Here is a 25,669-nt window from a genome sequence, read left to right on the forward strand (position 1 = left end):
ATTGTCGTACGCCTGTTCTAACGTGGCGTACGTGATGGAGGAGCTGGCGCGGGCCGACGCTGCGCTGGGGTCGGGCCTGGACGCGGCCGTCTGGGCGCTGCCCGAGGCGGAACTCGTCGACGCCGTCGACGCGGTGCACGCCCTCGGCCAGCGCCTCGCCGCCCTGCAGCTCGCGCTGCTGCGCGAGGTCGACGGCCGCGGCACCGCGGTCGCGCAGGGCGCGTCGTCGACGGCGGTCTGGCTGCGTGACCGGCTGCGGCTCTCCGTTCCGGCAGCCCGCCGCCTGCTCGGTCTCGCCACCAGGCTCCACGACGGGCCGCCCGAGATCCGTGCCGCGCTGGCGGACGGGCGGGTCGACACCGCGCAGGCCCAGGTGATCGCCGAGACCGTGGATGTGGTGCGGGCGGAGGCCGGCCCCGAGGCGGCCGACCGCGCCACCGGCCTGCTCGTGGAGTGGGCCGGGCAGTTCGATCCGGTGGTGCTCCGATCTCTCGGCACCCGGATCCTCGACCACGTCGCGCCGGAGGTCGCCGATGCGGCGGCCGCGAGGGCGCTGGAGGCCGAAACCGCCCGGGCGGCCCGCGACCGGCACCTCACCGTCTCTGACCTGCGCGACGGCCGCTTCCGGCTCACCGGCAGCCTGGACGGCGAAACGGCGGGTCTGCTGCGCGCGGCGATCGAGCCGCTGACCGCGCCGGCCGGTCCGGACGACGCCCGCTCCCCCGGGCAACGCCGGCACGACGCGCTCGCAGCGGTCTGCCGGCTCGCGCTGCGCACCGGCGGGCTGCCCGACCACGGCGGCGACGCCGCGCAACTCGTCGTCACCACGTCGTACGACGCGCTCACCGGCCGGCTCGGCCCCGGCCTGCTCGACACCGGCGCCACGTTGACCCCGGAGACGGTACGCCGACTGGCCTGCGACGCCGCCGTCCTCCCCGCCGTGCTGGGCGGGGCCGGTCAGGTGCTGGACGTCGGACGACAGCGCCGGGTCGTGACCGGACCGCTGCGCCGGGCGCTGGTCCTGCGCGACCGTGGCTGCGTCTTTCCCGGCTGCGACCGCCCGCCCCGCTGGTGCGAGGGCCACCACATCCGGCACTGGGCGGAGGGCGGCGCCACCACCCTGACCAATTCGGTCCTGCTCTGCCGGCACCATCACCGTCAGGTGCACCACCACGGCTGGCAGGTCCGGCTCGCCCCCGACGGCCATCCGGAGTTCGTCCCGCCCGCCTGGCTCGATCCGCAGCAGCAGCCCCGTCGCAACCACCACCGGCACGCCTGGGCAGCCGCGGCCCCCACGAACACGACCTCCGCCCTCACCTTCCCCGGCCGCCCGGTCCGGACGGTCACCGCCACCACCGCTCCGACCCGGACGAGCAGGCCCCGGCTGGTCACTGCCGGACGGCCACCCGGCCAACCAACGGCTCGCTCCCGGCCACCGTGACCGGGTTCCGCCGACCCCGCACCGCCGATCCCACGCCGCCGATCCCACGCCGCCGATCCCGCACCGCCGACCCCGCACCGCCGACCCCGCACCGCCGGTCGACAGCTGCCGGCTCGTGCCGTGGAGCGCGGCTGCCGACCGTCGTTCCCCAGCGGTCCGCGGCAGCCGGCGCCCAACTGACGAGGGCCAGCGGTCGGGACCCCGGCCGCGGGCGAGGCGGAGGACGGTGCGGCGGCTGCGGTTCGGATACGGTGCGACCGTGACCTTCGAGCCCGGCAGCATCGTCACCCGTCGCTACTGGCGCGGCGGCCGGTGCACCTGGGTGCAGCCGATGCGGGTGGTCGCCGACGACGCGGACGGTCTGCTGCTCTGGAACCCGGTGGGCGGCGACGTCGCCCGGCTCGTCGACGCCGACGGCCGGAACCCGCACGAACTGCCCGTCGACGAGCTGCGGGACCCGAGGCTGACCGTCGGCGCCTGGGAGAAGTACGACGTCCTGGTGCTCATGCCGCCGGCTTCCGCGTACTCGGTGTGGTGGTTCTTCGACGGCGGCACCTTCGCCGGCTGGTACGTCAACCTGGAGGAGCCCTGCGTCCGCCACCCCGGCGGCGTCGACACCACGGACCTGGTCCTGGACATCGTGGTGACCCCGCAGCGGCGCTGGGAGTGGAAGGACGACGACGAGTTCGCCGAGCGCGTCGGGCACCCGCTCTACTTCGACCGGGCGAGCGCCGACGGGATCCGGGCGGAGGGAGAGCGGGTCATCCGGCTCGTCGAGGCGGGAGAGTTTCCCTTCGACGGCACGTACACCGACTTCCGTCCGGGCCCGGACTGGCCGGCGCCCCGGCTGCCGCGCGACGTGGAGGCGGCGGCCGTCAGAGGTCGGTGACGCGGATGCCGGCGTGCGCCTTGTAGCGCTTGTTGATGGCGATCAGGTTGGCGGTGAACGCCTCGATCTGGTGGGCGTTGCGCAGCCGGCCCGCGTAGATGCCCCGCATGCCGGGGATCCGGGCGGCGAGCGCGGCGACCACGTCGACCAGCTCCCGGTCCTCGGTGCAGATCAGCACGTCGAGCTCGATCCGGTCGACCTCGGGGTCGGCCAGCAGGGGCGCGCTGACGTGGTTGAACGCCGCGCAGACCCGGGAGTCCGGCAGCAGCCCGGCGGCCTGCTGGACGGCGCTGCCCTCGGCGACGGTGAGCGCGTACGGGCCCTGCTTGTCGAAGCCGAGCGGGTTGACGCAGTCGACGACGATCTTGCCGGCGAGCGGCTCGGCGAGGGCGGCCACGGTGGCGGCGTGCCCGTCCCACGGGACCGCGATCACGACCACGTCGCTGCGCCGGGCGACCTCGTCGTTGTCGGCGCCGGTCACGTCCACGCCGGCCGGCATTCCCGGCAGGCCCGCGATCTCCGCGGCGGACTGGGCGGCCCGCTCGGCGGAGCGGGAGCCGATCAGCACCTTGTTGCCGGCCCGGGCGAACCGGTAGGCGAGCCCCCGCCCCTGGTCACCGGTGCCGCCGATGATGCCAACGGTCAGCCCGGACACGTCGGGCAGCGTGGTCGCGTCGTAAGCCATGCCGTCATCCTCGCAAAATGCCGCCGCCAGAGCAGCGCCGGGCGTTGTGAGAATGCCCGCTACGGCTGACGCCCGCCTGACAGCGGCGGCACGGCCTGGACACCCGGGCGCGGGGACACGCGGGGGCGGGGACACGCGGGGGCGGGAACACCCGGGGGCGGGAACACCGGGGGCGGGAACACCCGGGGCGGGGACACGCGGGGGCAGGCGGCCCGGAGGCAGGCCTCCGGGAGGCCGGCGATGCTCCTATGGATGTCAAGGGGTGTGGAGAGCGGCGAAGTCGGCGAGGAGGGCGGTGTGGACCTCGCGGATGACGTATCGCTTGAGGCACCGCATGATCTCTTTCTTGCCGAGGCCCTGTTTGGTGCGTTTGTCGACGTATGCGCGGGTGCGTGGGTCGTAGCGCATCCGGCTGAGCACGATGGTGTGCAGGGCGTTGTTCGCGGCTCTGTCGCCGCCGCGGTTGAGGCGGTGGCGGTCGGTGCGTCCGCTGCTGGCGGGTATCGGGGCGGCGCCGCAGAGGTGGGCCAGGGCTGCTTCGGAGCGGAGCCGGTCGGGGTTGTCGCCGGCGGTGGTCAGCAGTTGCCCCGCGACTTCCGGTCCTGCGCCGAACAGGCGGCTAAGGGCCGGTGCGGTGCGGGCGACGGCGGGGCGCAGTCGTCGATCGGCGTGGGCGATCTCGGCGTTGAGCGCGGTGATCCGAGTGGCGATCGCGGCGAGGGCGGCGTTCGTGGCGTGCACCGGGTCGGTGAGCGTGGACTCCTCGACACGGAGGTCGACGCATCGTTGGACGAGCGCGGCACCGGTGAGGCCGGCCAGATCCTCCCGCAGTGCGTCCGGCGCGGAGGTGATCAGGCCGTGGAGCTGGTTAAGGGCTGCGGTGCGGGCCTTGACCGCGCCGCGGCGGGCCACCCGCAGGACGCGGATCGCCTCGACCGGGCCGGTGCGGGTCTTCGGGACACCGGTGGCCTGCCCGGACAGGGCCGTGCGGGCGGCGGCGAGGGCATCGATCGGGTCGGACTTGCCCTTGCTCCGACGGGTCTTGCGGTCAGGGCGGTCGATCTCGACGACGGTGATGCCCGACGCGCTCAGGTGCCGCGCCAGGCCAGCGCCATAGGCGCCGGTGCCCTCCACCCCGACCTTGACCACCCGGCCGAAGGCGCGCAGCCAGAGCAGCAGCTGCTGATATCCGGCTGCGGTGGCCGGGAACTGCTGGTCACCGAGCACCCGACCCGCCTGGTCGACCGCGGCGGCGTGGTGCGTCTTTCCGTGGGTATCAACCCCACCCGTGACCTGGCGCTTCTTGGCTGTCATCCTGGAACCGTCGTCCCTTTCGCTTGCACCGACAGGGTCGGCACGCACTTGCTGGGACGGGCGGACAGGACAGTGATGGGGCCTCTTGCACAGGCTCCTATCAGGTCACGACGCCCCTGCCAGTGACGTGCAGGAACGGGGTCACCCGGAACCGATCGACGAATCGCACAGCAGGACAGCATCGTCGGTCAGGCGGTGAGTCAGACCAGACCGGGTGACCCCACCTACATCCTCACTGTCAGGCGCGGGCGAAGAGGACCTTGCGCTGCACCGGGTCGGCGGTGACCAGCCGGACCCGGACCCGCTCCCCGAGCGGCAGGTCGCCGGTGCAGCGGGCCCGGACCGGGGGCTCGTCGAGGGCGACCGTCCCGCCGGGCTCCCGTCCGGGCTTGGCCTCGCCCGACGGCGGCGCGTCCACGTCGAGCACGGCCGCGTCGAAGGTCTCGCCCACCCGGTGCTCCAGCAGGACCGCCTCGGCCAGCTCGATCGCCCCGCGGGTGGCGGCGGAGGCCGTCCGGTCGGTCACGGCCATCACCTCCGGCAGCTTCGGCAGCGCCGTGCGCGCCCAGTCGGGCACCTCCCGGCCCGCGTGCAGGGCCAGGCAGACCTCCGTCGCGTACCGGTCGGCCAGCCGGCGCAGCGGCGCCGTGACATGGGCGTACGCGGCCGCGACGCCGCCGTGCTCCGGCTGCTGCGGCAGCTCGCCGTCGAACGCGGTGTAGCCGGCGCCGCGCATCAACTCGGCGGCCTGGTCGATGAACGCGGCCGCCCGGGGCTCCGAGGCGTCGAGCCGGGCGAGGAGCTCACCGACGCCGACGTCGGCCGGCCAGTCCACGCCCAGCGGGGCGGCCGCCGTACGCAGCCGCTGCACCGCCTCCGGCTTCGGCGGGGGCATGGTCCGCAGCAGGCCGATCCGGCCGGCCAGCATGATGTCGGCGGCGGCCATGCCGGTGAGCAGGGAGATCTGCGCGTTGTGGTCCTCCATCGGGACCGGCCCGCGCAGCACCAGCCGCCAGCCGTCGCCGTCGGGCTCCACGTCCTGCTCCGGCAGCGGCAGGTTCATCGCGCCGCGGTGCAGCCCGCGGGCGGTTAGCAGGGCGCCGATCTCGGGCAGCAGGGCGATCGGGTCGGGCAGCCGGCCCGCCTCGGCGTCGGCCTGCACACCGAGGTAGTCCAGCTTGGCGCGGCTGCGTACCCGGGCCCGTTCCAGCTCGACCGCGACGGTGCCGCCGTCGCGGTCCAGGTCGATGGTCCAGAGCACCGCGGCCCGCTCCTCGCCGGGCAGCAGGCTGGCCGCGCCCTCGCCGAGCGTGTGCGGGTGCAGCGGCACGTTGCCGTCGGGCAGGTAGACCGTCTGCCCCCGGCGCCAGGTCTCCTCCTCCAGCGCGCCGCCGGGGCGTACGTGGGTGGCGACGTCGGCGATGGCGTACCGCACGCGGTAGCCGTCGCCCCGGCGGCTCAGGTGCATGGCCTGGTCGAGGTCGCGCGAGCTCGCCGGGTCGAGGGTGACGAGCTCGACGTCCGTGCGGTCGGCGGCGGGCGGCAGCGGCGCGGCGGCCGCCTCGTCGGCCTCGCGCTGCGCCGCGGGCGGGAACTGCTCGGGCAGCTTCAGCTCGCGGCGCAGCGCGCCGAAGTCGATACGGGGTGCCAGTACGCGTCGGATGACCACGGGTCAATCTTGGCAGCGGAACCGGCGTACCGCCTTCCGGCGGACGGACGGTTCGCCCCGGGTGCCGGTCGGACGTACCGCCGGTGACGGTCAGCGGGCCGACTTGCGGGCCGAGGCCCGGGCGGCGGTCGACCGGGCCGGAGTCGACCGGGCGGCGGTGGCCCGGGACGCGCCCGCGCGGGCGGGCGCCTTGCGGGCGGTGACCTTCTTGGCGGCGGTCGTACCGGCGGGGGCCTTCTTCGCCGCGGCCTTGCGGGCGGTGGTCGAGGAGGTGGCGGTGGCCTTCTTCGCCGGCGCCTTCGTCGCCGCCGCCTTGCGGGCGCCGCCGGTCGGACGGGTGGCGGTCGTCTTCCGCGCGGTGGTGGTCTTCTTCGCCGGGGCCTTCTTCGCCGCCGTGGTGGTCTCCTTCACCGCGGCGCCGGTCCTCTTCACGGTGGCGGTGGTCTTCTTCGCGGCGGCGGTCTTCTTCGCGGCCGTGGTCTTCTTCGCGGCCGTGGTCTTCTTCGCGGCCGGGGCCTTCGCCGCGGCCGTGGTCCTCTTCGCGGCCGGGGCCTTCTTGGCCGCGGTGGTCTTCTTCGCCGCGGTGGTCTTCTTCGCCGCGGTGGTCTTCCGGGCCGGCGCGGTCTTCGTGGCGGTGGTCTTCTTCGCCGCCGTGGTCGACGTGCGGGTGGCGGGCGCCTTCTTGGCGGTGGTCCGGGTGGCCGGCGCCGTCTTCTTGGCGGTGGAGGCCTTGCGGGCGACGGTCTTCTTGGCCGCCGCCTTCTTCGCCACGGCCTTCTTCGCCGGGACGCGGCCCGAGCCGGCGCCGGAGGCGTTCGGGGACGCCTTGTCGGCCGACGTCGTCCGGGTGGACGTCGCGGCGGTTGCGCCGGTGGTCCGCTTCCTCGCGGCGGAACTCGCCGCGGTGGTGCGCTTGGCGGCCGGGCGGGTGGTGGCCTTACGTGCTTCGGCCATGTCGATTCCCTCCTTGGGGACCTGCGCTCACGTGTCTCCTCACGGAGCACGGAGTTCCTCGACGCGGCCGTCCCGCGCCGTCTAGCTGCCCTCCCCGGCCCAGCGGGCGTCCTCGGCCTCCCACGCTTCGTTACGCTGCTGCACTCGTTGCAGGGCGTTCTCCGCGTCGGCCGCCGAGGCGTACGGACCGAGTACGTGCTTCGCGGGGCACACGTCGGCATCCGTCTCGACCCGGTGGTGTCGAGTGCACCAGTAGTACTGCCCACCACGTCCGTCGTCGCTCATGTGATCACTGTGCACCGCGATCAGCCCAGCCGCCACCGGAACCGGGAAAAGTCGCCGATGACCTCCACAGTAGAGATCGTCGGATGTTCGTGGGCCGAAACGGCGGAACCGACCACGACCGTGCTGAGCTGGGGCGATAGGGCCAAGCGGGCCGGTCCGGGCGGGCACGGGGCAGACGGCTGACCGGCCGGTCCCGCACAATTCCGGGGTGCGACGCGGGGGACGAAGGACGCGGCGGGGCCGGGTGGCCGCCGCGGCGGTGACGGCGACGGCCGTGGCGGGGACGGTGGCGGGCGTTCCGCTGCTGCGGGACCGTTCGCAGCAGCGACTGGAGCGGCGCGCGGAACGGGAGGTGACGGCGACCGCGCAGCGCACCCGAGCGGAACTGCTGGCCACCCCGACCGCGCCACGGGAGCGGCTGCGCTCGACGGCCGCCCAGGTCGCCGGGGTCGAGGTGCTGGAGGTGCGGGACCAGCCGGTCCGCGCCGTCCGACTGGTCTTCCGGGTACGGGTGGCCAAGACCGCCACGTCGCTGTTCGGCTGGCAGCGGGCGAACGCCGACGGCTGTTTCGCCCTGGTGGTGCAGGCCCGGCCGGTTCCGGCGGCGATCGAGCGGCTGCCGTGCCCGGCGTGACGACGACGGCGGCCACCTGCCCGAGCTGCGGGACAGGCACCACCGCGCTGCGGGAGGCCGCGCCCTGGTGCCCCGGCTGCGAGTGGAACCTGGACGCGTACGACCCGGCCCGGCGGAAGCGCGAGTTCGCCTGGGGTCGGCTGGACCGGTGGGCGCACCGGCTGGCGGTGGGGCAGTTCGCGCGGCTGTCCGCGCGCGGGCTGGACGACTCCGGATCCCCGGTGGCGCGGATCGTCACGATGGCCGTCTCGGTGCTGCTGCTCGCCGGGGTGCTGGCGCTGGCCGCCACCGGGGTGTGGCTGCTGGTCGCATTCCCGTTCCCCAACCTGTCGATGCTGCTCGGCGTCGTGCTGCTCGCCCTGGCGTACGCGCTCCGGCCCCGCTTCGGCCGGCTCGACGAGCACCTCACCGTGCTCGACCGGGACCGGGCGCCGGAGCTGTTCGCCCTGGTCGACGAGGTCGCCGCGGCGGCCGGCACGCCGGCGCCGCACGTCCTCGCGGTGGACGGGACCCTCAACGCGTACGCCGGAACGGTCGGGGTGCGCCGACGCCGGGTGCTCTGCCTGGGGCTGCCGCTGTGGGGCGCGCTGCCGGCCGGCGAGCGGGTCGCGCTGCTCGGCCACGAGCTGGGCCACTTCGCCAACGGGGACCCGCGCCGGGCGCCGCTGGTGCAGCCGGCGCTCACCATGCTCGGCTCCGCCGCCGACCTGGTGCGCCCGGTGGGCACCGTCTCCGGGGCCGGGCTGCTGGAGCTGGTCGGCCTGGCGCTGGCCCACGCCGTCCAGGCGGTGCTGGCCCGGGTGCTGCTCGCCTCGCAACTGGTGCTGGTCGCGGTCGCGCTGCGGGACAGCCAGCGGGCCGAGTACCTCGCCGACGAGATGGCCGCGCGGGTGGCCGGCACCGACGCGGCGACCGGCATGCTCGACGCGCTGCTGGCGCAGGAGTCGATCGCGCTGGCCGTACGCCGGGAGTCGCGGGCCGGGCACGGGCCGGACCGCTGGCGGGCCGCGGTGGCCGACGCCCGCCTCGCCGCCGCGGACCGGTTGCCGCTGGTCCGGCAGCTCTCGGTACGGGACGAGGTGACCCTGTTCGCCGAGCACCCGCCGACCGGGCTCCGGCAACGGCTGCTCGCCAGCCGTCCCCGGCACGAGCCGCTGGTGGTGCTCACCGAACAGCGACGGACCCGGATCGACGCCGAGCTGGCCGCCGAGTACGAGAAGGTCCGCCGGGCGGTGAGTTGGGCGGCCTGACCGCACCATAGGACTTCTTAGCAGGCCGACGCGCGATGGACCATCCGTCGGAGCGGTCCCGTCGACGGGACTCCCGGTGTCACTCGCCCGCCGGACAGCCCGTTGCGGCTGCCCGCGCGTGCGCCGCACGTCCCTTTCGTGCAAGCCTCGACCGGAACTCTTGCGGCGCTCCCCCGCCCGCGCCACCGGTACGACGATCCGGGCGACCACGCGCCGCAACCGCACCTGGGGAGACGAGAACACCGTGGCAAGCCTTGACGTCGCGTTGAAGAGCGCGATGAGCATCGACGGAGCGATCGGCGCCGCGCTGGTCGACTACACCAGCGGCATGACCCTCGGGGTGGCCGGCGGCACCAGCGAGATCGACCTGACGGTCGCCGCCGCCGGCAACACCGACGTGGTACGCGCCAAGCTGCGCACCATCGAGATGCTCAACCTGAACGACCAGATCGAGGACATCCTGATCACCCTCGGCGAGCAGTACCACCTGATCCGGCCGCTGACCAGCCGCAGCGGCAAGGGGCTCTTCCTCTATCTGATGGTGAGCAAGAGCCGGGCCAACCTGGCGCTGGCCCGGCACCAACTGCGCGTGATCGAGGAGAGCCTGGAACTGTGACCGCGGCGCAGAACACCGCAACCGCCCTGCCCCGCCGCGCCGCCCGCCGGGCCGCCGACCCACCGCCCGCGCGGGAGCTGCCGCCGTCGCTGGCCGGCGACCCGTCCCTGCCGTACCCGGCGATCGGCCGGGAGCTGACCGAGCTGCGGGTGCAGATCCCCGGAGTGCAGGGCTGCGTCCTCGGCGGCGTCGACGGCCTGCTGGTCGCGCACAACCTGCCCGCCGACGCCGACCCGAACGACGTGGCCGCGCTGGCCGCCACCACGTACGGGCTCGGCCGGCAGGTCGGGCTGCGACTCGGGCAGGGCGGCTTCCAGCAGTCCACCGTCCGCAACGAGGCCGGCTACCTCAGCGTCTACGCCGTCGACGGGCAGGCGCTGCTGGCGGTGATCGGCGCGGACGCCATCAACGTGGCCCGGCTGCACCTGACGGCGCCGGCGGTGGCCGGACGGCTCGCGACGCTGCTGGCCGGGACGCCGGCGGACGCCTGAGGCGGAGTCCGCCGACGGACCGGCTGGGCCAGGATGCCGGGCTTCAGGGTTGGCGGAGCGGCGCGCGGTGGCGGCCGGGACCTGCGCGCCGATCGCGGTGGCGCGGCCCGGCGGCCCGGCGTCTCGGCGTCTCGGCCCAGCCGAGCCCGGCTCAGCGGCTTGGCGTCCCGGCTCAGTGGCGCGGCGTCTTCGGGTCGGTCCGCCCCGTGTTCGGGTCGATCCAGCTGCGGATGCCCCGACGGAACGTCAGCCAGCCGGCAACCACGCCGATCACCGCGCCGATCAGCAGCGCGGCGGACCGGTCGTGGGCGCCGAGCCCGTCGGGGCCGCTGCGGGACGGCACGCCGATGAAGAAGACGAACAACCCCACCGCGATCGCGGCCAGTACGCCCACGGCGACGGCCGGCTTCGCCCGTCCCGCGCCCAGCCTCCTGTCCCGGTCATCAATGTCCATGACGCCCCCCGATCCGATCGACCGGGATAGTTGCCGGCTGCTCTGCCGGCCAAACCAGATCGGCACGGGTGGCGATGGCGCAGATCTGGCAGGCTCTCGACATGCGCCCCATGGACAGCCGTGACGTCGACGAAGCCGTGGCCGAGATGGTGCGGGTGCTGGCACCGCACGAGTCGGCGGACTGGCGACGCCCGGCCGGCCCGCTCGCCTGGAGTTGCTGGGAGACGGCGGCCCACGTCGCGCACGACCTCCTCGCGTACGCCGGCCAACTCGCCGCCCTGCCCGACGCCGCCTACCTTCCGTTCGACCTGGTGGTAAGCGACGACGCGTCACCCCGCGATCTGCTGCGAACGGTCACCGCCGCAGGCAGGCTGCTGAGCACCGTGTTGGCCGCATCCGACCCCTCGGTACGGGCCTGGCGCTGGGGCCCGACGGACCGGAGCGGCTTCGCGGCGCTGGGCGTGAACGAGACGCTGGTGCACACCCACGACATCACCGCAGGTCTCGGCATCGCCTGGCAGCCACCCGCATCTCTCTGCCGCGCCGTGCTCGCCCGACTCTTTCCCGACGCTCCGGTCGGGGAACCGGTCCAGGCGCTGCTCTGGTCCACCGGGCGTACCGACCTTCCCGGCCGGCCTCGACCCACGTCATGGGTCTTGCGGGCCGCGGTCGGACAGGTCGCTGAGCCGGTGGGCGACGGACGAGTCGACCCGTAAGCCGGATCACTGCGACCCCGCTCGCCAGGGCCGCGCCAACGTGGTCAGCCGCCGGCCGCCCCTGGCCCGAAGGCGAAGTCCCGCCTCCGGCGTGCCTCGTAGCGGGGCCAGTCGGCCCGGGCAGCGACCACGTCGGCGACGGACAGCTTGACCACGGCGCAGCCGGAGAGGGAGCAGGCTCGCGGGCTGCTGGCGTCGATCAGGGAGATTCCGCCGATCTCGTCGCCGTCGACGTGGGTGCACAGGACGGGATGGAACGAGCAGTCCTCGTAGATGTCCCCGGGCCTGATGTCCCCGGGCCGATCCGTCGTCACGGCGCCGTTGTGCCGGTCCCCCGTGGCGTCCCCGGTGATGGTTGACGAAGCAGCGTCAGAGGACGCCTGACAGTGAGGATGTAGGTGGGGTCACCCGGTCTGGTCTGACTCACCGCCTGACCGACGATGCTGTCCTGCTGTGCGATTCGTCGATCGGTTCCGGGTGACCCCGTTCCTGCACGTCACTGGCAGGGGCGTCGTGACCTGATAGGAGCCTGTGCAAGAGGCCCCATCACTGTCCTGTCCGCCCGTCCCAGCAAGTGCGTGCCGACCCTGTCGGTGCAAGCGAAAGGGACGACGGTTCCAGGATGACAGCCAAGAAGCGCCAGGTCACGGGTGGGGTTGATACCCACGGAAAGACGCACCACGCCGCCGCGGTCGACCAGGCGGGTCGGGTGCTCGGTGACCAGCAGTTCCCGGCCACCGCAGCCGGATATCAGCAGCTGCTGCTCTGGCTGCGCGCCTTCGGCCGGGTGGTCAAGGTCGGGGTGGAGGGCACCGGCGCCTATGGCGCTGGCCTGGCGCGGCACCTGAGCGCGTCGGGCATCACCGTCGTCGAGATCGACCGCCCTGACCGCAAGACCCGTCGGAGCAAGGGCAAGTCCGACCCGATCGATGCCCTCGCCGCCGCCCGCACGGCCCTGTCCGGGCAGGCCACCGGTGTCCCGAAGACCCGCACCGGCCCGGTCGAGGCGATCCGCGTCCTGCGGGTGGCCCGCCGCGGCGCGGTCAAGGCCCGCACCGCAGCCCTTAACCAGCTCCACGGCCTGATCACCTCCGCGCCGGACGCACTGCGGGAGGATCTGGCCGGCCTCACCGGTGCCGCGCTCGTCCAACGATGCGTCGACCTCCGTGTCGAGGAGTCCACGCTCACCGACCCGGTGCACGCCACGAACGCCGCCCTCGCCGCGATCGCCACTCGGATCACCGCGCTCAACGCCGAGATCGCCCACGCCGATCGACGACTGCGCCCCGCCGTCGCCCGCACCGCACCGGCCCTTAGCCGCCTGTTCGGCGCAGGACCGGAAGTCGCGGGGCAACTGCTGACCACCGCCGGCGACAACCCCGACCGGCTCCGCTCCGAAGCAGCCCTGGCCCACCTCTGCGGCGCCGCCCCGATACCCGCCAGCAGCGGACGCACCGACCGCCACCGCCTCAACCGCGGCGGCGACAGAGCCGCGAACAACGCCCTGCACACCATCGTGCTCAGCCGGATGCGCTACGACCCACGCACCCGCGCATACGTCGACAAACGCACCAAACAGGGCCTCGGCAAGAAAGAGATCATGCGGTGCCTCAAGCGATACGTCATCCGCGAGGTCCACACCGCCCTCCTCGCCGACTTCGCCGCTCTCCACACCCCTTGACATCCATAGGAGCATCGCCTTGCCGTCGTCGGGACGCATCGTTGGTCAGGAGATTCCGCCGTCGCTGTGTAGGAGTTGGCCGTTGATCCAGCCGCCGCCGGGTGAGCATAGAAACGCTACGAGGTTGGCGCAGTCCTGCGGTCGGCCGAGGCGACCGAGCGGCGTGGATCGTAGGACGGCATCCTTGATCTCTGCCGTCATCCAGCCGGTGTCCGTTGGGCCGGGATCGATGGCGTTGGCGGTCACGCCGAGGTGGGCTAATTCTCGGGCGGCGGCCAGGGTGATCCGATCGAGAGCGCCTTTGCTCGCTCCGTAGGGGAGGTTTCCGACGGTGGCGTCACTGGTCAGGCTGACGATGCGTCCCGTGCCATGAGCCCCCAGGAACCGTTGGGCGTACTCGCGAATCAGCAGCCAGCTCGCGCGGGTGTTGACCGCGAAGTGGCGGTCGAAGCTCTCGATACTCGTGTCGAGCAGGCCCGAATTGACGCTCTCGCAGTGGGCCAGGACGAGCGCACTGACCGGACCCAGCTCTCGCTCCACGGTTTCGAAGATGCCAGCCGCGCCGTGAGGATCGCTGAGGTCCACCTCGATCGCGGCAGTTCTTGCCCCGTGCCCGACGGCTTGGCTGCTGAGTTGCGTCACCGCCTCGGGGTCGGCGCCCCATGGCATCCGCTCGTCGTACGGGGTCCAGTAGGTGAACCCGACATCCCAGCCGGCCTGAGCCAGCGTCAGCACCACCGACGCGGCGATGCCAGCACTACGGCTGGCGCCGGTCACCAGGGCTACGGGCCGATGCTGTTGATCCCTGCCATCCATGAGCGCCATCTGCGGTCGCACCCCCTCGACGCGCCATCGTTGCAGCCCACCCAAAGACCGTCACCGGAAATACCGCGCCAAACGGCAGAGCCTGCAGCACATCGCTCGGGCGCAACGGCACGGCGCCGCCGGTTCGTCGTGATCGGTAGCGAGGTACCGACCCGGGCCACCCTTGGGCCGTCCGGGCCGCCGTCGGGCCGCCAGGCATCGCGCGACGACGACCGAAGACGACCAAGAGAACCCAATGAAAGCGCAGTTCAGAGCCTTGATAACGGCTCTGAGCCGGTGGGCGACGGACGAGTCGACCTGTACGCCGGATTCTGTGCCCGGCACGCACCCCCGAAGGGTTCGCGCCGGCGGCGGCCATCCATCTCGGCCTGCCGTTGCCGGCAGGCTCATGCGGCCTACCCGCAGACATCGGGCGGGCAGCCCTCGAGCGTCTGCGCCGGGCCGTCGAAACGGCCCTTGCTTGGCCTTGCTCCGGGTGGGGTTTACCGAGCCATCCCGGTCACCCGGGATGCTGGTGGGCTCTTACCCCACCGTTTCACCCTTACCGACCCTTTCGGGCCGGCGGTCTGTTTTCTGTGGCACTGTCCCGCGGGTCACCCCGGGTTGCCGTTAGCAACCACCCTGCCCTGTGGAGTCCGGACGTTCCTCGGCGACGGGCCGGAGCCCGTCGACGCGACCGCCCGGTCGACTCGTCCGTCGCGCCCCCATCCTAACGGCGGGCGGGCCGTGGGCATTTCCGGTGGGTCCCGGAGCGGACGGCGGGCCGCTCCGGGACCCACCGGTCACCAGGCGGAGAGGAGCTGCTCGCCGAAGAGGCGCGGGCCGTGTTCCGGCTCGCGGAGCCCGGTGCTGGCCAGGACCGTACCGTCGGCGGCGAGGGCGCGGATCATGGCCCGTTCGCCGACCGGCACGGCGAGCACCGCTGCGCCGTCGGCGACCGGCACGCTCAGCACCGCGCCGTTGGGCCGGTACGCCTCGACCGACGCCGTCCGCTCCGGGGGTACGACCAGCACCTGGTCGCCGAGCTCGGCGTGCCCACCGGCCCGGACCGGGATCCGGACCACGGTGAGGTCGGCCGGTCCGCCGGCTGCGGTGCTGGCCAGCGACCAGCCGGCGCGCTCGGCGGCGAGGGTCTCGCTGTCGTCGGGGACGGCGTCCTGCGGCGGTGCCAAAGCCAGCATGGTGTTGCCGTTCGGGCCGATCTGGAGGAGGGTGGGCGCTCCGGCCGGGCCGCCGGTGACCACGGCGGCGGGGAGCCCGTCGCCGCCGGGGAGCCGGCCGCTCCAGCGTCGTACCGGCGCGCTACCGAGCCCGCTGCCCCGGGCGAAGATCCGGTAGGCGCTGGCCGCGGCGGCCTCGGTGGCCGGGATGTCGGCGCCGGTCGGGGGCGGCGGAGGGCCGCCGTCGATCTGGACGGTGCTGTCCAGCGGGCCCTCCTCCCGGACCGTGCCGTCGCACTCGACCCGGTACCAGCCTTTGATCTGCGGCTCCGCCAGCAGCAGGTAGCCCTGGGTCGGCGACGGTCGCCAGGTGCGTCGGATGCTCCCGTCAGCGGCCGGCTGGCCCGTCGGCGCCCAGGACACGGTGCAGCCGCCCGGGACCAGGCCGATCATCACCTGTTCCTCGGCCGGGCCGACCCCGTTGACCCGGGTGAACGGGCGGATGTGGGTGGTGGTGCTCCCGTTGCCGCGCAGCAGCTCCGCCGGCGCGGCCCCGGCTCGGGCCTGGCGGGAGCTCAACGCCACCTCGGTGTCGGAGTGGTAGACGACCACCACCTGCCGGATGCCCGCCGTCTCGTCGACGAAGAGCACCTTGACCTCGGACAGCTCCTTGCCGACGCCGGTCGCCGGCTGGGCGTCGTGGAAGGCCCGGGCCAGCTCCTGGACCAGCCGGGTGTCGCCGGCCAGGTTGCCCCGGGTCGGCGCGTCGATCAGCCGCCACACCCATGGGGAGACGACCGGTCCGTCTCCGCCGCCACCACCGAACCCGATGCCGGTGGCGGGCACCGCCAGGGCGGCGGCGAGTGCGCCGGCCAGGGCCGCGCCGATCCCGGTGCGCCGGGCCAGCCGGCGCCGCCGCGCGTGCCGCAGCAACCGGCCGTACGGGTCGTCCGGCGGCACCACGGTCGCCGCCGCGCGGGCCAGCCCGGCCCGCAGTTCGTCCACGCTCATGCCTGCTCCCCGATCAGTCGGTCGGCCACCGCCGGGCGGCCGGCCGGTCGCAACACGTCCCTCAGCCGGGCGAGCCCCCGCGCCGCCTGGCTCTTCACCGTTCCCACCGAGCACCCCATGGCCGCCGCGACGTCGGCCTCGGAGAGGTCCTCCCAGTAGCGCAGCACCAGCACGGCCCGCATCCGGGCGGGCAGCCGCCCCAGGGCCACCAGCAACTCGTCCCGCTCGGCCACCACGTCGGTCTCGTCGGCGCGGGGCCGGTCGGGCAGCACGCCCGGGAGCAGCTCCCGCAGGCCGAGCCGGCGCCACCGGTTGGTGCGCTCGTTGACCATCGCCCGCCGGACGTACGCCATCGGCTCGTCGACCCGCGACCAGTGCCGCATCGCCCGGAGCAGGGCGTCGTGCACCAGGTCCTGCGCGGCGTCCCGGCTGCCGGTCAGCAGGTACGCGGTCCGCAGCAGGTCGCCGTAGCGGACCTCGACGAACTCGCGGAAGTCCGGGTCATCCACTCGGCACCCCTCCACCGGTCATCTGCTCGTTCCCCTTCGTCGGTCTCACCGGGAACGACACCGGACCGGCCCGGAAGGTTGAGTCCATCGGAACACCGAGGCCGGCATGCCGGGGCGCCCGGCGTCCACTAGCCTCGGGACACCATGGACCTCTCCCACGCCGCGCTGCTGGTCGCCGCCGGTCTCGCCGCGGGCACGGTGAACGCGGTCGCCGGCGGGGGTTCACTGATCACCTTCCCGGCGCTGATCGCGATCGGGCTGCCCCCGGTCCCGGCCAACGTCAGCAACTCGGTCTCGGTCTTCCCCGGCTACGTGGCCAGTGTGGCGGGCAGCCGGGCGGACCTTCCCGAGTGGCGCTGGCTGTGGCGGCTGCTGCCGACCGCGGTGCTCGGCACGGTGGTCGGCTGCGTGCTGCTGCTGGCCACTCCGGCGCGGGCCTTCGAGCTGGTGGTGCCGTTCCTGGTGCTGGGCGCGACGGCCGTGCTGGCGTTCCAGGATCCGCTGCGCCGGCTGGTCGGGCATCCGGCGCAGCTGAGCCCGCGCCGCCGTACGGTCACCGTGCAGGCGATGGTCGCGGTCGGCACCGTGTACGGCGGCTACTTCGGCGCGGCGCTCGGGGTGATGCTGGTGGCCGGGCTGGCCCTGGTGCTGGACGCGACGCTGGCCCGGGTGTCGGCGATCAAGAATCTGCTCTCCGCCGTGGTGGGGCTGACCACGCTGGTGGTGTTCGCGCTCTTCGGCCCCGTGAACTGGGCGGCCGTGGCGGTGGTCGCCCCGGCCACCCTGGTCGGCGGGTACGTCGGCGCCCGGCTCGTCCGGCGGCTGCCGCCGGTGGTGTTGAAGACGCTGATCGTCGCCTTCGGCACGGTGATCGGCCTGTACCTGCTCTGGCGGGCCCTGGGTCAGTAGGCCTCGCCGACCGGCTCCTCGGGAGCGTGCTCGGCGGTGCGGGCGGCCCGGTTCCACACCACCCGCTCGCCGTAGCCGGCGGCCATCACGTGCCCGAAGGCGAGGAAGGCCAGCACCCCGACGGCGAGGACGCCGAAGCCGACCCAGAACGGCAGGGCCAGGCTGTGCTCGGCGAGCTTGCCGGAGATGATCGGCGCCGGCGCGGCGGCGCCCCAGCGGACCAGGTTGAACGCGCCGGTGGCCACCCGGCGGTCGCTGGAACCCAGGCCGAGGGCCAGGTCGGTGAGGTTGGCGTTGGCCAGGCCCATGAACAGGCCGGCGATGACCAGCACCACCAGCGACCGGGCGGTGCTGTGCGAGGTGGCGAAGCCGACCATGCAGAGCAGCAGGCCGACGATGGCCACACCGACGGTCTGCACCGCGCCGATCCGGTGGGCGAGCCGGTGGCCGATCACCAGGATGCCGGCGGCCAGGCCGAGGCCCCACGCGGTGAAGGCCAGCCCCAGCGGCACCACGTCCAGGTGCAGGAAGAGCGGGGTGTATCCGAGCACCACGAAGAAGACGAAGTTGTAGGCGGCGGTGACCACGCAGAGCGCGATGAACGCCGGCTTGCGGTAGGTGGCGAAGATCTGGCCGACGCGTACGGGCGCCTGCCGGTTGGCCGGCTCACGCAGCTTGCGGGAGGCGACGGCCAGCGCCAGCACCATGAACACGCCGCAGACGAAGAACGGCAGCCGCCAGCTGACGTGCCCGAGCAGGCCGCCGATCAGCGGGCCGACAGCGAAGCCGAGGCCGAGCGCGGTCTCGAAGAGGCCGACCACCCACTCCCGGTCGATCGCGAGGTTGACCAGCACCACCATGGCGGTGGCGAAGAACATCGCGTTGCCCAGCCCCCACACGCCGCGCAGCACGGAGAGCTGCACGATGTCGTTGCTGAACGACGCGAGGATGGCGGCCAGGCCGACCACCGAGACGCCGGTGATCAGCACCGGCTTGAAGCCGAACCTCCCGCTGGCCAGGGTCGCCGGGATCATGCCGAGCGCCATCACCGCGATGTACGCGGTGAAGAGCAGCTCGACCTGCCAGGCGGTGACTCCGATCGCCTCGCCGATGGCCGGGAGGATCGGGTCCACCACGGCGATGCCGGCGATGGCGAGGAAGGCCACCAGGGTGGTGGCGTAGATGGCACTGCGGTTGGGTTCGGATCGCCGATCCACTCCGCGCCTCCAGACAGATAGCTGTATCGTACAGGTAAGTCGGTTGTATCATACAGCTATGAGCGACGACCACGAGACGGCCACGGATCCGGACGACGTCACGCTGAGCCGGATCGAGACCGAGGTCGCCCTGCTGATGCGCCTCGGCGAGGCCACCCGGCGGGCCACCGGCACCGCCGAGCACCGGGTGCTGGACCGTGCCGCGTACGTCATCCTGCGGCACCTGGACGCGACCGGCCCGCAGAACGTCTCCGCGCTCGCGGCCCGGCTCAACCTGGACGGCTCGACCGTCACCCGGCAGGTCGCGGCGCTGCAACGCGACGGCCTGATCGACCGCGCGCCCGACCCGACCGACGGCCGCGGCACGGTGATCTCCCCGACCCCGGCGGGCCTGCACCGGATGGCCGCCGTGCAGGCCGCCCGGGTCCGCCTCTACGGCGACATGCTGGCCGACTGGGACCCCGCCGACCGGGACAACCTGGCCGAGATGCTGCGCCGCCTCAACGAGGCCCTGGAACGCCGCACCCGCCGCCGCTGACCCCGTCACCGCCCTCCGGCGGGCCGGGGGCCGCAGACGCGAATCGGCCGACCGGCCAGGTCGGATGGGCCGCCCAAGGGCTGCGGAAACCGGGTCGGCAAGGCGGCCGGCGGGACCTGCGGAGACGAGCCGGCAGACGGGCGGTGGTCTGCGAAGACGCGCCGGCAGGCCGACGGACGGCAGGGCTTGCGGAGACCAGCCAGCAGACCGACGGGCGGTGGCCTGCGGAGACGCGCCGGGCGAGCGGGCGAGCGGGCGAGCGGGCGAGCGGGCGAGCGGGCGAGCGGGCGAGCGGGCGAGCGGGCGAGCGGGATGAGTCTCCGGGCCGCTACAGACTTGAGAGCACCGACGACTCACCTCGCCCCCATCACCCGGTCCGGAGTCTCGGAGGGCTCGGGCGGGGCGGCGTCCCGGAGGCGGGTGGCCCCGGGTGAGTCGTTCACGCTCTCAAGTCTGTAGGCACTCGGCGGCTCTCCCGCCGCGGCCGCCAGCAGCACCCACGCCCAGTGCGCCCGCCAGCACCCACACCCGATGCGCCCGTATGCCCGGAGCCCGGCGCCGTCGCATGCCCGAAGCCGACCGGGCCAGGGACAGGGCCGACCGGGCCAGGGACAGGACCGGCGGGCACGGACAGCAGGACCGGCGGGCACGGACAGCAGGACCGGCGGGCACGGACAGCAGGACCGGCGGGCACGGACAGCAGGGCGGCGCAGCCGGCGGGGACCGGCAGCAGGGCGGCGCAGCCGGCGGGGACCGGCAGCAGGGCGGCGCAGCCGGCGGGGACCGGCAGCAGGGCGGCGCAGCCGGCGGGGACCGGCAGCAGGGCGGCGCAGCCGGCGGGGACCGGCAGCAGGGCGGCGCAGCCGGCGGGGACCGGCAGCAGGGCGGCGCAGCCGGCGGGGACCGGCAGCAGGGCGGCGCAGCCGGCGGGCCGGTACCGGCCGCGCGAACCCGCCACCCGGCCCCAGCTGGGGTGCACCGTGGGAACCGGGTGGCGGGGACGGTCAGGCGACGGGCTCCCGGGCGGAGTCGGCGTCCCGGTCGACCCCGGGGGTGACCCGCGGGTCGCCCTCGTCGGCGAAGTAGTCGTCCGGGGTGGTGCCGTCGGCACCGTCGGCGACCTTCGCCGCCCGCAGCACCAGGGTGAGCAGCGCCGCCACCGCCAGGTTGACCAGGACGGCCACGATGCCGACGTAGATCGTCTTCTTGGTGTCGAACCCGAAGTCGGAGAGCGAGAACGCCGAGCCACCGAAGTGCGCGCGCTTGGTCACCGCGTTCGGGATCTGGTAGAGCATCCACATTCCCAGGCCCATGCCGGCCGCCCAGCCCGCGATCAGCGCGCCCCGGTGGAACCAGCGGGTGTAGAGGCCCAGCGCCACCGCCGGCAGCGTCTGGAGGATGATCACGCCACCGATCAGCTGGAGGTCGATGGAGAACTGCGGGTCGAGGAAGACGATGCAGGCCACCGCGCCGACCTTGACCACCAGTGAGGTGATCTTCGAGACGTTCGCCTCCTGGGCGGGGGTGGCGTCGCGCTTCAGGTACTCCTTGTAGATGTTGCGGGTGAACAGGTTCGCCGCCGCGATCGACATGATCGCCGCCGGCACCAGCGCGCCGATGCCGATGGCCGCGTACGCCACCCCGGCGAACCAGTCCGGGAACTGCTGGTCGAACAGGACCGGCACCACCGTGTTGCTGTCGACGCTGCCCGCCTTCGCCCCCGGCAGCGGTTTCACGCCCGCCGCGATGGCCATGTAACCGAGCAGCGCGATCAGCCCGAGCAGCAGGCTGTACGCCGGCAGTGCCGACATGTTGCGCTTGATCACGTCCCGGTTCCGGCTGGCCAGCACGCCGGTGATGCTGTGCGGGTAGAGGAACAGCGCCAGCGCCGAGCCGAACGCCAGGGTGACGTACTGGAGCTGGTTGTTGCCGTTGAGCAGGATGCCGTCGCCAGGGGCCGGTGTCGCCTTGAACTTCGCGTCCGCCGCGTCGAAGATCGAGCCCCAGCCACCGAGCTTGTACGGCAGGTAGACCACCGCCACCAGGATCACGATGTAGATCAGCGAGTCCTTGACGAAGGCGATCAGCGCCGGCGCCCGCAGCCCGGACTGGTAGGTGTACGCGGCCAGGATCGCGAAGGCGATGATGATCGGCAGGTGCCGGGCCACCGCACTGTCACCGGTCACCCCCATCGTCTTGAGCACCGCCTCGATGCCGACCAGCTGCAACGCGATGTACGGCATGGTCGCCACGATGCCGGTGATCGCGATCAGCAGCGCCAGGACCGGCGAGTCGAACCGGCGGCGGACGAAGTCGGCCGGGGTGACGAAGCCGTGCCGGTGCGACACCGACCAGAGCCGGCAGAGCACCAGGAACACCAGTGGGTAGATGACGATGGTGTACGGCACGGCGAAGAACCCGGCCGCGCCCGCGCCGAACATCAGCGCCGGCACCGCCACGAAGGTGTACGCGGTGTAGAGGTCACCGCCGACCAGGAACCAGGTGATCCAGCCGCCGAAGCTGCGCCCGCCCAGCCCCCACTCGTCCAGGTGCCCCATGTCCTTCGGGGCCCGCCACCGGGCGGCCACGAAACCCATCGCGCTGACCAGCAGGAAGAGGAACGAGAAGACGATGATCTCGGTGAGGTGGTCCCGCCACATCAGCGCTCACCCCGCTTCTTCTTCGTCATCTGGTAGACCAGCGTGGTGGTGGCCACGCCGAGCAGGATCCAGGCCAGCTGGAGCCAGTAGAAGCGCGGGAAGCCGAACAGCCGCGGCGAGTCGGCGTTGAAGAAGGCCGGGATCAGCGGCACCACGATCGGGACGAAGAGCAACCAGTTCCAGGGACTGTGGTCCTTCGCCCGCGACCGTGCCGCGGTGGGCGCCTCGGGCGCCTCCGGTTCGGGTGCTGCCATGTGACACACCTCCGGGAGATGTCGTGACAAGCCAGGTGACGGCCGGAGGCTACGACCACGTGACGGCGGTCACGTTCAACGCGGAGGCGATGCTGCGCCGAACGGCGCGCGGGATGCGCCGAACGGCGGCAGCCGGCGGCCCGGCGGAGGACCGGCCGGCGACGGACTCAGCGGGCGGGAAGGTGGGCGGTGTCGTTGACCGACCGGACGGCGATCCCGCCGTCCGGCCACATGTCGAGCACGGAAATGCCGGCCGCGTCCAGGAAGAGCCGGTGCAGGAAGGCGTCGCTCGCGGCCAGGGCGTCGCGCAGCGCCAGCTTGATCGGCGAGACGTGCGAGACCACCACCACGGTCTCCCCCGGGTACGCCTCGCGCAGCGCCGTCACCGCCCGCTCGACCCGCTGACCGACGGCGGTGAACGGCTCCCCGCCGGGCGGGGCGATCCGGGTGGAGGCGAGCCAGGCGTCCAGCTCCCCCTGCCAGCCCTCGCGTACCTCGGCGAAGGTCTTCCCGTCCCAGTCGCCGAAGTCGCACTCCACCCAGTCGGCCTCGGGGCGCACCGGCAGCCCGCCCAGCGCCCCGGCGATCGCCTCGGCGGTGGCCGTACACCTGGACAGCGGGGAGCTGACCACGGCCGCGACGGCCGGGGCCAGCTCGGCCACCCGGGCGGCGGTCGCGGCGGCCTGCTCGCGGCCCCGGTCCGACAGCGGCACGTCGGCGCGGCCGGCGTAGCGGCCCTGCGCGGTCCACTCGGTCTCGCCGTGCCGGACCAGGATCAGCCTGGTCGCCGTGCTGCTCGGCCGCGGCTCCCAGGTCGGCTTGACGGCCGCCGGGTCGGTGCCGGCGTCGGGCACCTGCTTCGGCGGCTTGCCGGCGGCGGCGTCCATCGCGGCGTTGGCCAGGGCGTCGGCGTGCCGGTTGCGGTCCCGGGGGATCCAGCTGAAGGTCACCGCGTCGAAGCGGTCGACCAGCGCGGCGGCCCGGGCGGCCAGCGGGCGCAGCCCCGGGTGCTTGATCTGCCAGCGGCCGGACATCTGCTCGACCACCAGCTTGGAGTCCATCCGGGCCTCGACCCGGGCGGCGCCCAGCTCGGCGGCGGCCTCCAGGCCGGCGATCAGGCCGCGGTACTCGGCGACGTTGTTGGTGGTGATGCCGATCGCCTCGGAGCGTTCCAGCAGCACCTCGCCGGAGTCCGGGTCGCGGACCACCGCGCCGTAGCCGGCCGGCCCCGGGTTGCCCCGGGAGCCGCCGTCGGCCTCCACCACGACCGCCCGCACCGCCACCGGTCTACAGCCCCGACTCGTTGGTGCGGACCATGATCCGCCGGCAGTCCTCGCAGCGGACCACGTCGTCCGGGGCCGCCTTGCGGATCCGGGCCAGGTCGGCGCCGGAGAGTTCCAGCCGGCAGCCGCCGCAGCGGCCCCCGGTGAACAGGGCGGCGCCCAGCCCGGTGTCCTCGCGGATCTTGTCGTAGAGGGTGACCAGGTCACCGGGGAGGTCGGCGGCGAGCGGCTTGCGTGCCTCCCGCTTGAATTCCTCGTCCTTGGCGATCTCGGCGAGGGTGTCGTCGCGGCGCTGCTCGGCCGCCGCCCGCCGGTCCCGGGCCTCGGCCAGGCGCCCCTCGATCCCGTCGAGGACGCCCTGCGCGGTCTCCCGCTGCTCCATCAGCTCCAGCTCGGCGTCCTCCAGGTCACCCTGCCGGCGGTTGAGCGAGACCAGCTCGTGCTGCAACGCCTCCAGCTCGCGGGCCGGGCCGCTGCCGGCGGTCAGCCGGGCCTGGTCCTTGTCCTTGCGGGCGCGGACCTGCTCGATGTCCTTCTCCAGCCGGGCGATGTCCCGGTCGAGGTCGTCCACGGCCACCTGGGCGCGGACCCGCTCGTCCTCCATCGCGGAGAGCTCCCGGGCCAGCCCCTCTAGTTCCGCCTTCTCGGGCAGCGAACGCCGCCGGTGGGCGAGCTGGGCCAGGGTGGTGTCGATCGCCTGGAGATCCAGCAGGCGGCGCTGGACCTTGGGGTCAGCCTTCACGGTCGGGGCTCCTTCTCGGCCACCGTCGGTGCGGCGGCGTGTACGGTCCACGGGTCGGTGTCCAGGTCGGACACGATGGTCTCGACGCCCAGGGCGGCCCGAAGGTGGGCGGCCAGGTCGTCCAGCCAGGGTCGTTCGGTCGCCCAGTGTGCGGCGTCCAGCAGGGCGGGGCCGCCGGCGGCGAGGTGCTCACCGGCGGGATGGTGGCGCAGGTCGGCGGTGAGGAACGCGTCCACCCCGGCGGCGGTCGCCTCGGCCAGGAAGGCGTCGCCCGAGCCGCCGCTGACGGCAAGCGTACGCACCGTGCGGTCCGGGTCGCCCGCGGCGCGGACCCCCCAGGCGGTGACCGGCAGCACGGCGGCGGCGTGCCGGGTCAGCTCGGCCAGGGTCATCGGGGTGGGCAGCTCGCCGATCCGGCCGATGCCCCGGCCGTCGCCCGCGGCGGGGCTGCCCGGCGCCGCTGGGTGCAGCGGGCGCAGCCCGGTCAGCCCGAACCGGGCCGCCAGGGCGTCCGAGACGCCCGGGTTCGCCGTGTCGGCGTTGGTGTGCGCCACGTGCAGCGCGACGTCCGCCTTGATCAGCCGGTGGACGATCCGCCCCTTGAACGACGTCGCCGCCACCGACGACACGCCCCGCAGCAGCAGCGGATGGTGCGCGACGATCATGTCCGCGCCGGCCGCGAGGGCCTCGTCGACGGTCTCCGGCACCACGTCGACGACGCAGGCCACCCGGCGTACCGCAGTGGCGGGGTCGCCGACCACCAGGCCGACCCGGTCCCACTCCTCCGCCCAGGCCGGCGGGTAGCGCCGCTCCAGCTCGGCCACCACGTCGGCGACGGTGGGCGGGGATGCAGTTGGGCTCACGGCCGGTCAGCTTACCGGCCCGGCGGGGCGTACCGGCTCAGGCGGCCGAGCCGACCGAGGCGAGCCGGCCGCGCAGGGCCGCCAGGCCGGCGTCCCAGGGAAAGGCGTGCAGGTGCCGCTCCCCCGTGCCGGGCGGGTGCAGGGGGAAGAAGTGGTCGCCGAAGAGCACCGTCGTCCCCCACTCCGCCAGCCGGGCCAGGCTGGCCCGGAACGCCGGGTGGGCGGCCATCGCCGCGTTGGTGAACGGCACCGCCACCACCGGCAGCCCTCTACCCTGCCCCTCGATCAGCAGGCCCAGCGCCAGGGTGTCGGTGATCCCGGCCGCCCACTTGTTGACCGTGTTCACCGTCGCCGGACAGACGATCATGGCGTCCGCCGGGGGCAGCACGTCCGGGTCGCCCGGCTGCTTGTAGTGCGTCCGGACCGGGTGACCGGTCTGCCGGGCCAGCCCGGCCCGGTCGGCGAACTTCGCCCCGTCCGGCGTCGTGACGACGCAGACGTCCCAACCGTCGGTCTGGGCGAGCTCCACCAGCCGCCCGACGTGCCGGGCCAGCGGCGAGCCGCAGGCGATGACGTAGAGCACCTCGCGGCGCCCGCTGCTGTCGGCGCCGCTCATCCG

Annotated in this window: 27 protein-coding genes and 1 other RNA gene; 10 read left to right on the forward strand and 18 right to left on the reverse strand. The window is 73.8% G+C overall.

Translation table 11 applies throughout. The annotated features are described in order from the left end of the window. Positions 1–31 precede the first annotated feature (31 nt). Positions 32–1,441: an HNH endonuclease signature motif containing protein gene (locus GA0074704_RS23475; RefSeq protein ID WP_088973920.1), complete on the forward strand. Its 1,410-nt coding sequence runs from the start codon at positions 32–34 to the stop codon at positions 1,439–1,441. Between the two features lie 259 nt (positions 1,442–1,700). Then, positions 1,701–2,330 (forward strand): DUF402 domain-containing protein, encoded by a 630-nt coding sequence (locus GA0074704_RS23480; protein WP_088973921.1) that lies wholly within the window; start codon positions 1,701–1,703, stop codon positions 2,328–2,330. Here GA0074704_RS23480 and npdG read toward each other — a convergent pair. The 5 genes from npdG to GA0074704_RS23505 form a co-directional block, all read right to left on the reverse strand. Next, entirely contained in the window at positions 2,317–3,015 is a 699-nt protein-coding gene (npdG, locus tag GA0074704_RS23485) for an NADPH-dependent F420 reductase (protein ID WP_088972499.1), read from the reverse strand. The two genes, GA0074704_RS23480 and npdG, sit on opposite strands and share 14 nt — an antisense overlap. A gap of 255 nt (positions 3,016–3,270) precedes the next feature. After that, the gene (locus GA0074704_RS23490) at positions 3,271–4,329 is read right to left on the reverse strand and encodes an IS110 family RNA-guided transposase (protein ID WP_088971859.1); all 1,059 of its coding nucleotides are present in this window, start codon (positions 4,327–4,329) and stop codon (positions 3,271–3,273) included. 238 nt (positions 4,330–4,567) lie between these two features. Next, on the reverse strand, positions 4,568–5,998 hold the full coding sequence (locus GA0074704_RS23495) for an RNB domain-containing ribonuclease (protein WP_088972500.1): 1,431 nt from the start codon (positions 5,996–5,998) through the stop codon (positions 4,568–4,570). 90 nt (positions 5,999–6,088) lie between these two features. After that, positions 6,089–6,952, reverse strand: coding sequence for a histone (locus GA0074704_RS29545; protein WP_231926661.1), 864 nt, complete (start codon positions 6,950–6,952; stop codon positions 6,089–6,091). An 81-nt stretch (positions 6,953–7,033) separates the two neighbouring features. Continuing rightward, a complete protein-coding gene (locus tag GA0074704_RS23505) occupies positions 7,034–7,237 on the reverse strand; it encodes a hypothetical protein (RefSeq protein WP_088973923.1) in 204 nt (67 codons plus the stop codon). 208 nt (positions 7,238–7,445) lie between these two features. Between GA0074704_RS23505 and GA0074704_RS23510 the strand changes: the two genes are divergently transcribed. From GA0074704_RS23510 to GA0074704_RS23525, 4 genes are all read left to right on the forward strand, one after another. Further along, positions 7,446–7,871 (forward strand): hypothetical protein, encoded by a 426-nt coding sequence (locus GA0074704_RS23510; RefSeq protein WP_157743772.1) that lies wholly within the window; start codon positions 7,446–7,448, stop codon positions 7,869–7,871. Then, on the forward strand, positions 7,868–9,121 hold the full coding sequence (locus GA0074704_RS23515; protein ID WP_088973924.1) for a M48 family metallopeptidase: 1,254 nt from the start codon (positions 7,868–7,870) through the stop codon (positions 9,119–9,121). The genes GA0074704_RS23510 and GA0074704_RS23515 overlap by 4 nt, the downstream gene beginning before the upstream one ends. A gap of 244 nt (positions 9,122–9,365) precedes the next feature. Next, a complete protein-coding gene (locus GA0074704_RS23520; protein WP_088973925.1) occupies positions 9,366–9,737 on the forward strand; it encodes a hypothetical protein in 372 nt (123 codons plus the stop codon). Beyond that, complete coding sequence (locus tag GA0074704_RS23525) at positions 9,734–10,228, forward strand: roadblock/LC7 domain-containing protein (protein WP_172880747.1); 495 nt, start codon at positions 9,734–9,736, stop codon at positions 10,226–10,228. The genes GA0074704_RS23520 and GA0074704_RS23525 overlap by 4 nt, the downstream gene beginning before the upstream one ends. 172 nt (positions 10,229–10,400) lie before the next feature. Here the strand turns inward: GA0074704_RS23525 and GA0074704_RS23530 are convergent, their stop codons facing one another. Further along, positions 10,401–10,682, reverse strand: coding sequence for a hypothetical protein (locus tag GA0074704_RS23530; protein WP_088972502.1), 282 nt, complete (start codon positions 10,680–10,682; stop codon positions 10,401–10,403). A 110-nt stretch (positions 10,683–10,792) separates the two neighbouring features. On the opposite strand from GA0074704_RS23530, the gene GA0074704_RS23535 reads away from it, so the two are divergent. Beyond that, positions 10,793–11,398: a maleylpyruvate isomerase N-terminal domain-containing protein gene (locus GA0074704_RS23535; RefSeq protein ID WP_088973927.1), complete on the forward strand. Its 606-nt coding sequence runs from the start codon at positions 10,793–10,795 to the stop codon at positions 11,396–11,398. A gap of 44 nt (positions 11,399–11,442) precedes the next feature. On the opposite strand, the gene GA0074704_RS23540 is transcribed toward GA0074704_RS23535, so the two are convergent. Then, positions 11,443–11,712, reverse strand: coding sequence for a hypothetical protein (locus GA0074704_RS23540; protein ID WP_088972503.1), 270 nt, complete (start codon positions 11,710–11,712; stop codon positions 11,443–11,445). 308 nt (positions 11,713–12,020) lie between these two features. On the opposite strand from GA0074704_RS23540, the gene GA0074704_RS23545 reads away from it, so the two are divergent. Further along, entirely contained in the window at positions 12,021–13,079 is a 1,059-nt protein-coding gene (locus GA0074704_RS23545) for an IS110 family RNA-guided transposase (RefSeq protein WP_088971859.1), read from the forward strand. 45 nt (positions 13,080–13,124) lie between these two features. Here the strand turns inward: GA0074704_RS23545 and GA0074704_RS23550 are convergent, their stop codons facing one another. The 4 genes from GA0074704_RS23550 to GA0074704_RS23565 form a co-directional block, all read right to left on the reverse strand. Further along, complete coding sequence (locus GA0074704_RS23550) at positions 13,125–13,904, reverse strand: SDR family oxidoreductase (RefSeq protein WP_088972504.1); 780 nt, start codon at positions 13,902–13,904, stop codon at positions 13,125–13,127. 284 nt (positions 13,905–14,188) lie between these two features. Then, positions 14,189–14,596, reverse strand: an RNA gene (gene rnpB / locus GA0074704_RS23555) — RNase P RNA component class A. Between the two features lie 90 nt (positions 14,597–14,686). Then, a complete protein-coding gene (locus tag GA0074704_RS23560; protein WP_157743773.1) occupies positions 14,687–16,075 on the reverse strand; it encodes a hypothetical protein in 1,389 nt (462 codons plus the stop codon). Beyond that, positions 16,072–16,584: a SigE family RNA polymerase sigma factor gene (locus GA0074704_RS23565; RefSeq protein ID WP_088972506.1), complete on the reverse strand. Its 513-nt coding sequence runs from the start codon at positions 16,582–16,584 to the stop codon at positions 16,072–16,074. The genes GA0074704_RS23560 and GA0074704_RS23565 overlap by 4 nt, the downstream gene beginning before the upstream one ends. A gap of 144 nt (positions 16,585–16,728) precedes the next feature. On the opposite strand from GA0074704_RS23565, the gene GA0074704_RS23570 reads away from it, so the two are divergent. Beyond that, positions 16,729–17,493, forward strand: a complete 765-nt coding sequence (locus GA0074704_RS23570; protein ID WP_088972507.1) for a sulfite exporter TauE/SafE family protein — start codon at positions 16,729–16,731, stop codon at positions 17,491–17,493. Here GA0074704_RS23570 and GA0074704_RS23575 read toward each other — a convergent pair. Further along, positions 17,487–18,710, reverse strand: a complete 1,224-nt coding sequence (locus tag GA0074704_RS23575) for an MFS transporter (protein ID WP_088972508.1) — start codon at positions 18,708–18,710, stop codon at positions 17,487–17,489. The two genes, GA0074704_RS23570 and GA0074704_RS23575, sit on opposite strands and share 7 nt — an antisense overlap. Before the next feature lie 58 nt (positions 18,711–18,768). Between GA0074704_RS23575 and GA0074704_RS23580 the strand changes: the two genes are divergently transcribed. Further along, positions 18,769–19,248 (forward strand): MarR family winged helix-turn-helix transcriptional regulator, encoded by a 480-nt coding sequence (locus tag GA0074704_RS23580; protein WP_088972509.1) that lies wholly within the window; start codon positions 18,769–18,771, stop codon positions 19,246–19,248. 1,004 nt (positions 19,249–20,252) lie between these two features. On the opposite strand, the gene mctP is transcribed toward GA0074704_RS23580, so the two are convergent. From mctP to GA0074704_RS23610, 6 genes are all read right to left on the reverse strand, one after another. After that, a complete protein-coding gene (gene mctP, locus GA0074704_RS23585) occupies positions 20,253–21,908 on the reverse strand; it encodes a monocarboxylate uptake permease MctP (RefSeq protein ID WP_088972510.1) in 1,656 nt (551 codons plus the stop codon). Beyond that, positions 21,908–22,162 (reverse strand): DUF3311 domain-containing protein, encoded by a 255-nt coding sequence (locus GA0074704_RS23590; RefSeq protein WP_088972511.1) that lies wholly within the window; start codon positions 22,160–22,162, stop codon positions 21,908–21,910. Before GA0074704_RS23590 ends, mctP begins: the two co-directional genes overlap by 1 nt. Positions 22,163–22,329: 167 nt before the next feature. Next, positions 22,330–23,445 (reverse strand): bifunctional RNase H/acid phosphatase, encoded by a 1,116-nt coding sequence (locus GA0074704_RS23595; protein WP_088972512.1) that lies wholly within the window; start codon positions 23,443–23,445, stop codon positions 22,330–22,332. Between the two features lie 4 nt (positions 23,446–23,449). Further along, positions 23,450–24,187 carry a zinc ribbon domain-containing protein gene (locus GA0074704_RS23600; RefSeq protein ID WP_088972513.1) on the reverse strand — a complete coding sequence of 246 codons (738 nt, stop codon included), beginning with the start codon at positions 24,185–24,187 and terminating at the stop codon, positions 23,450–23,452. Beyond that, positions 24,184–25,014, reverse strand: a complete 831-nt coding sequence (locus tag GA0074704_RS23605; protein ID WP_172880974.1) for a Nif3-like dinuclear metal center hexameric protein — start codon at positions 25,012–25,014, stop codon at positions 24,184–24,186. The genes GA0074704_RS23600 and GA0074704_RS23605 overlap by 4 nt, the downstream gene beginning before the upstream one ends. A gap of 73 nt (positions 25,015–25,087) precedes the next feature. Continuing rightward, entirely contained in the window at positions 25,088–25,666 is a 579-nt protein-coding gene (locus GA0074704_RS23610) for a flavoprotein (RefSeq protein ID WP_088972515.1), read from the reverse strand. Positions 25,667–25,669: the final 3 nt, after the last annotated feature.

The sequence above is a fragment of the Micromonospora siamensis genome (genome assembly GCF_900090305.1).
Lineage (GTDB): Bacteria > Actinomycetota > Actinomycetes > Mycobacteriales > Micromonosporaceae > Micromonospora > Micromonospora siamensis.

What these genes read in the sequence shown, in the direction of transcription:
- GA0074704_RS23530 (WP_088972502.1), bottom strand. Translation starts at nt 10,682, where the DNA reads ATGGACATTGATGACCGGGACAGGAGGCTGGGCGCGGGACGGGCGAAG.
- npdG (WP_088972499.1), bottom strand. Translation starts at nt 3,015, where the DNA reads ATGGCTTACGACGCGACCACGCTGCCCGACGTGTCCGGGCTGACCGTT.
- GA0074704_RS23570 (WP_088972507.1), top strand. Translation starts at nt 16,729, where the DNA reads ATGGACCTCTCCCACGCCGCGCTGCTGGTCGCCGCCGGTCTCGCCGCG.
- GA0074704_RS29545 (WP_231926661.1), bottom strand. Translation starts at nt 6,952, where the DNA reads ATGGCCGAAGCACGTAAGGCCACCACCCGCCCGGCCGCCAAGCGCACC.
- GA0074704_RS23490 (WP_088971859.1), bottom strand. Translation starts at nt 4,329, where the DNA reads ATGACAGCCAAGAAGCGCCAGGTCACGGGTGGGGTTGATACCCACGGA.
- GA0074704_RS23550 (WP_088972504.1), bottom strand. Translation starts at nt 13,904, where the DNA reads ATGGCGCTCATGGATGGCAGGGATCAACAGCATCGGCCCGTAGCCCTG.
- GA0074704_RS23610 (WP_088972515.1), bottom strand. Translation starts at nt 25,666, where the DNA reads ATGAGCGGCGCCGACAGCAGCGGGCGCCGCGAGGTGCTCTACGTCATC.
- GA0074704_RS23505 (WP_088973923.1), bottom strand. Translation starts at nt 7,237, where the DNA reads ATGAGCGACGACGGACGTGGTGGGCAGTACTACTGGTGCACTCGACAC.
- GA0074704_RS23560 (WP_157743773.1), bottom strand. Translation starts at nt 16,075, where the DNA reads ATGAGCGTGGACGAACTGCGGGCCGGGCTGGCCCGCGCGGCGGCGACC.
- GA0074704_RS23535 (WP_088973927.1), top strand. Translation starts at nt 10,793, where the DNA reads ATGGACAGCCGTGACGTCGACGAAGCCGTGGCCGAGATGGTGCGGGTG.
- GA0074704_RS23580 (WP_088972509.1), top strand. Translation starts at nt 18,769, where the DNA reads ATGAGCGACGACCACGAGACGGCCACGGATCCGGACGACGTCACGCTG.
- mctP (WP_088972510.1), bottom strand. Translation starts at nt 21,908, where the DNA reads ATGTGGCGGGACCACCTCACCGAGATCATCGTCTTCTCGTTCCTCTTC.
- GA0074704_RS23590 (WP_088972511.1), bottom strand. Translation starts at nt 22,162, where the DNA reads ATGGCAGCACCCGAACCGGAGGCGCCCGAGGCGCCCACCGCGGCACGG.
- GA0074704_RS23545 (WP_088971859.1), top strand. Translation starts at nt 12,021, where the DNA reads ATGACAGCCAAGAAGCGCCAGGTCACGGGTGGGGTTGATACCCACGGA.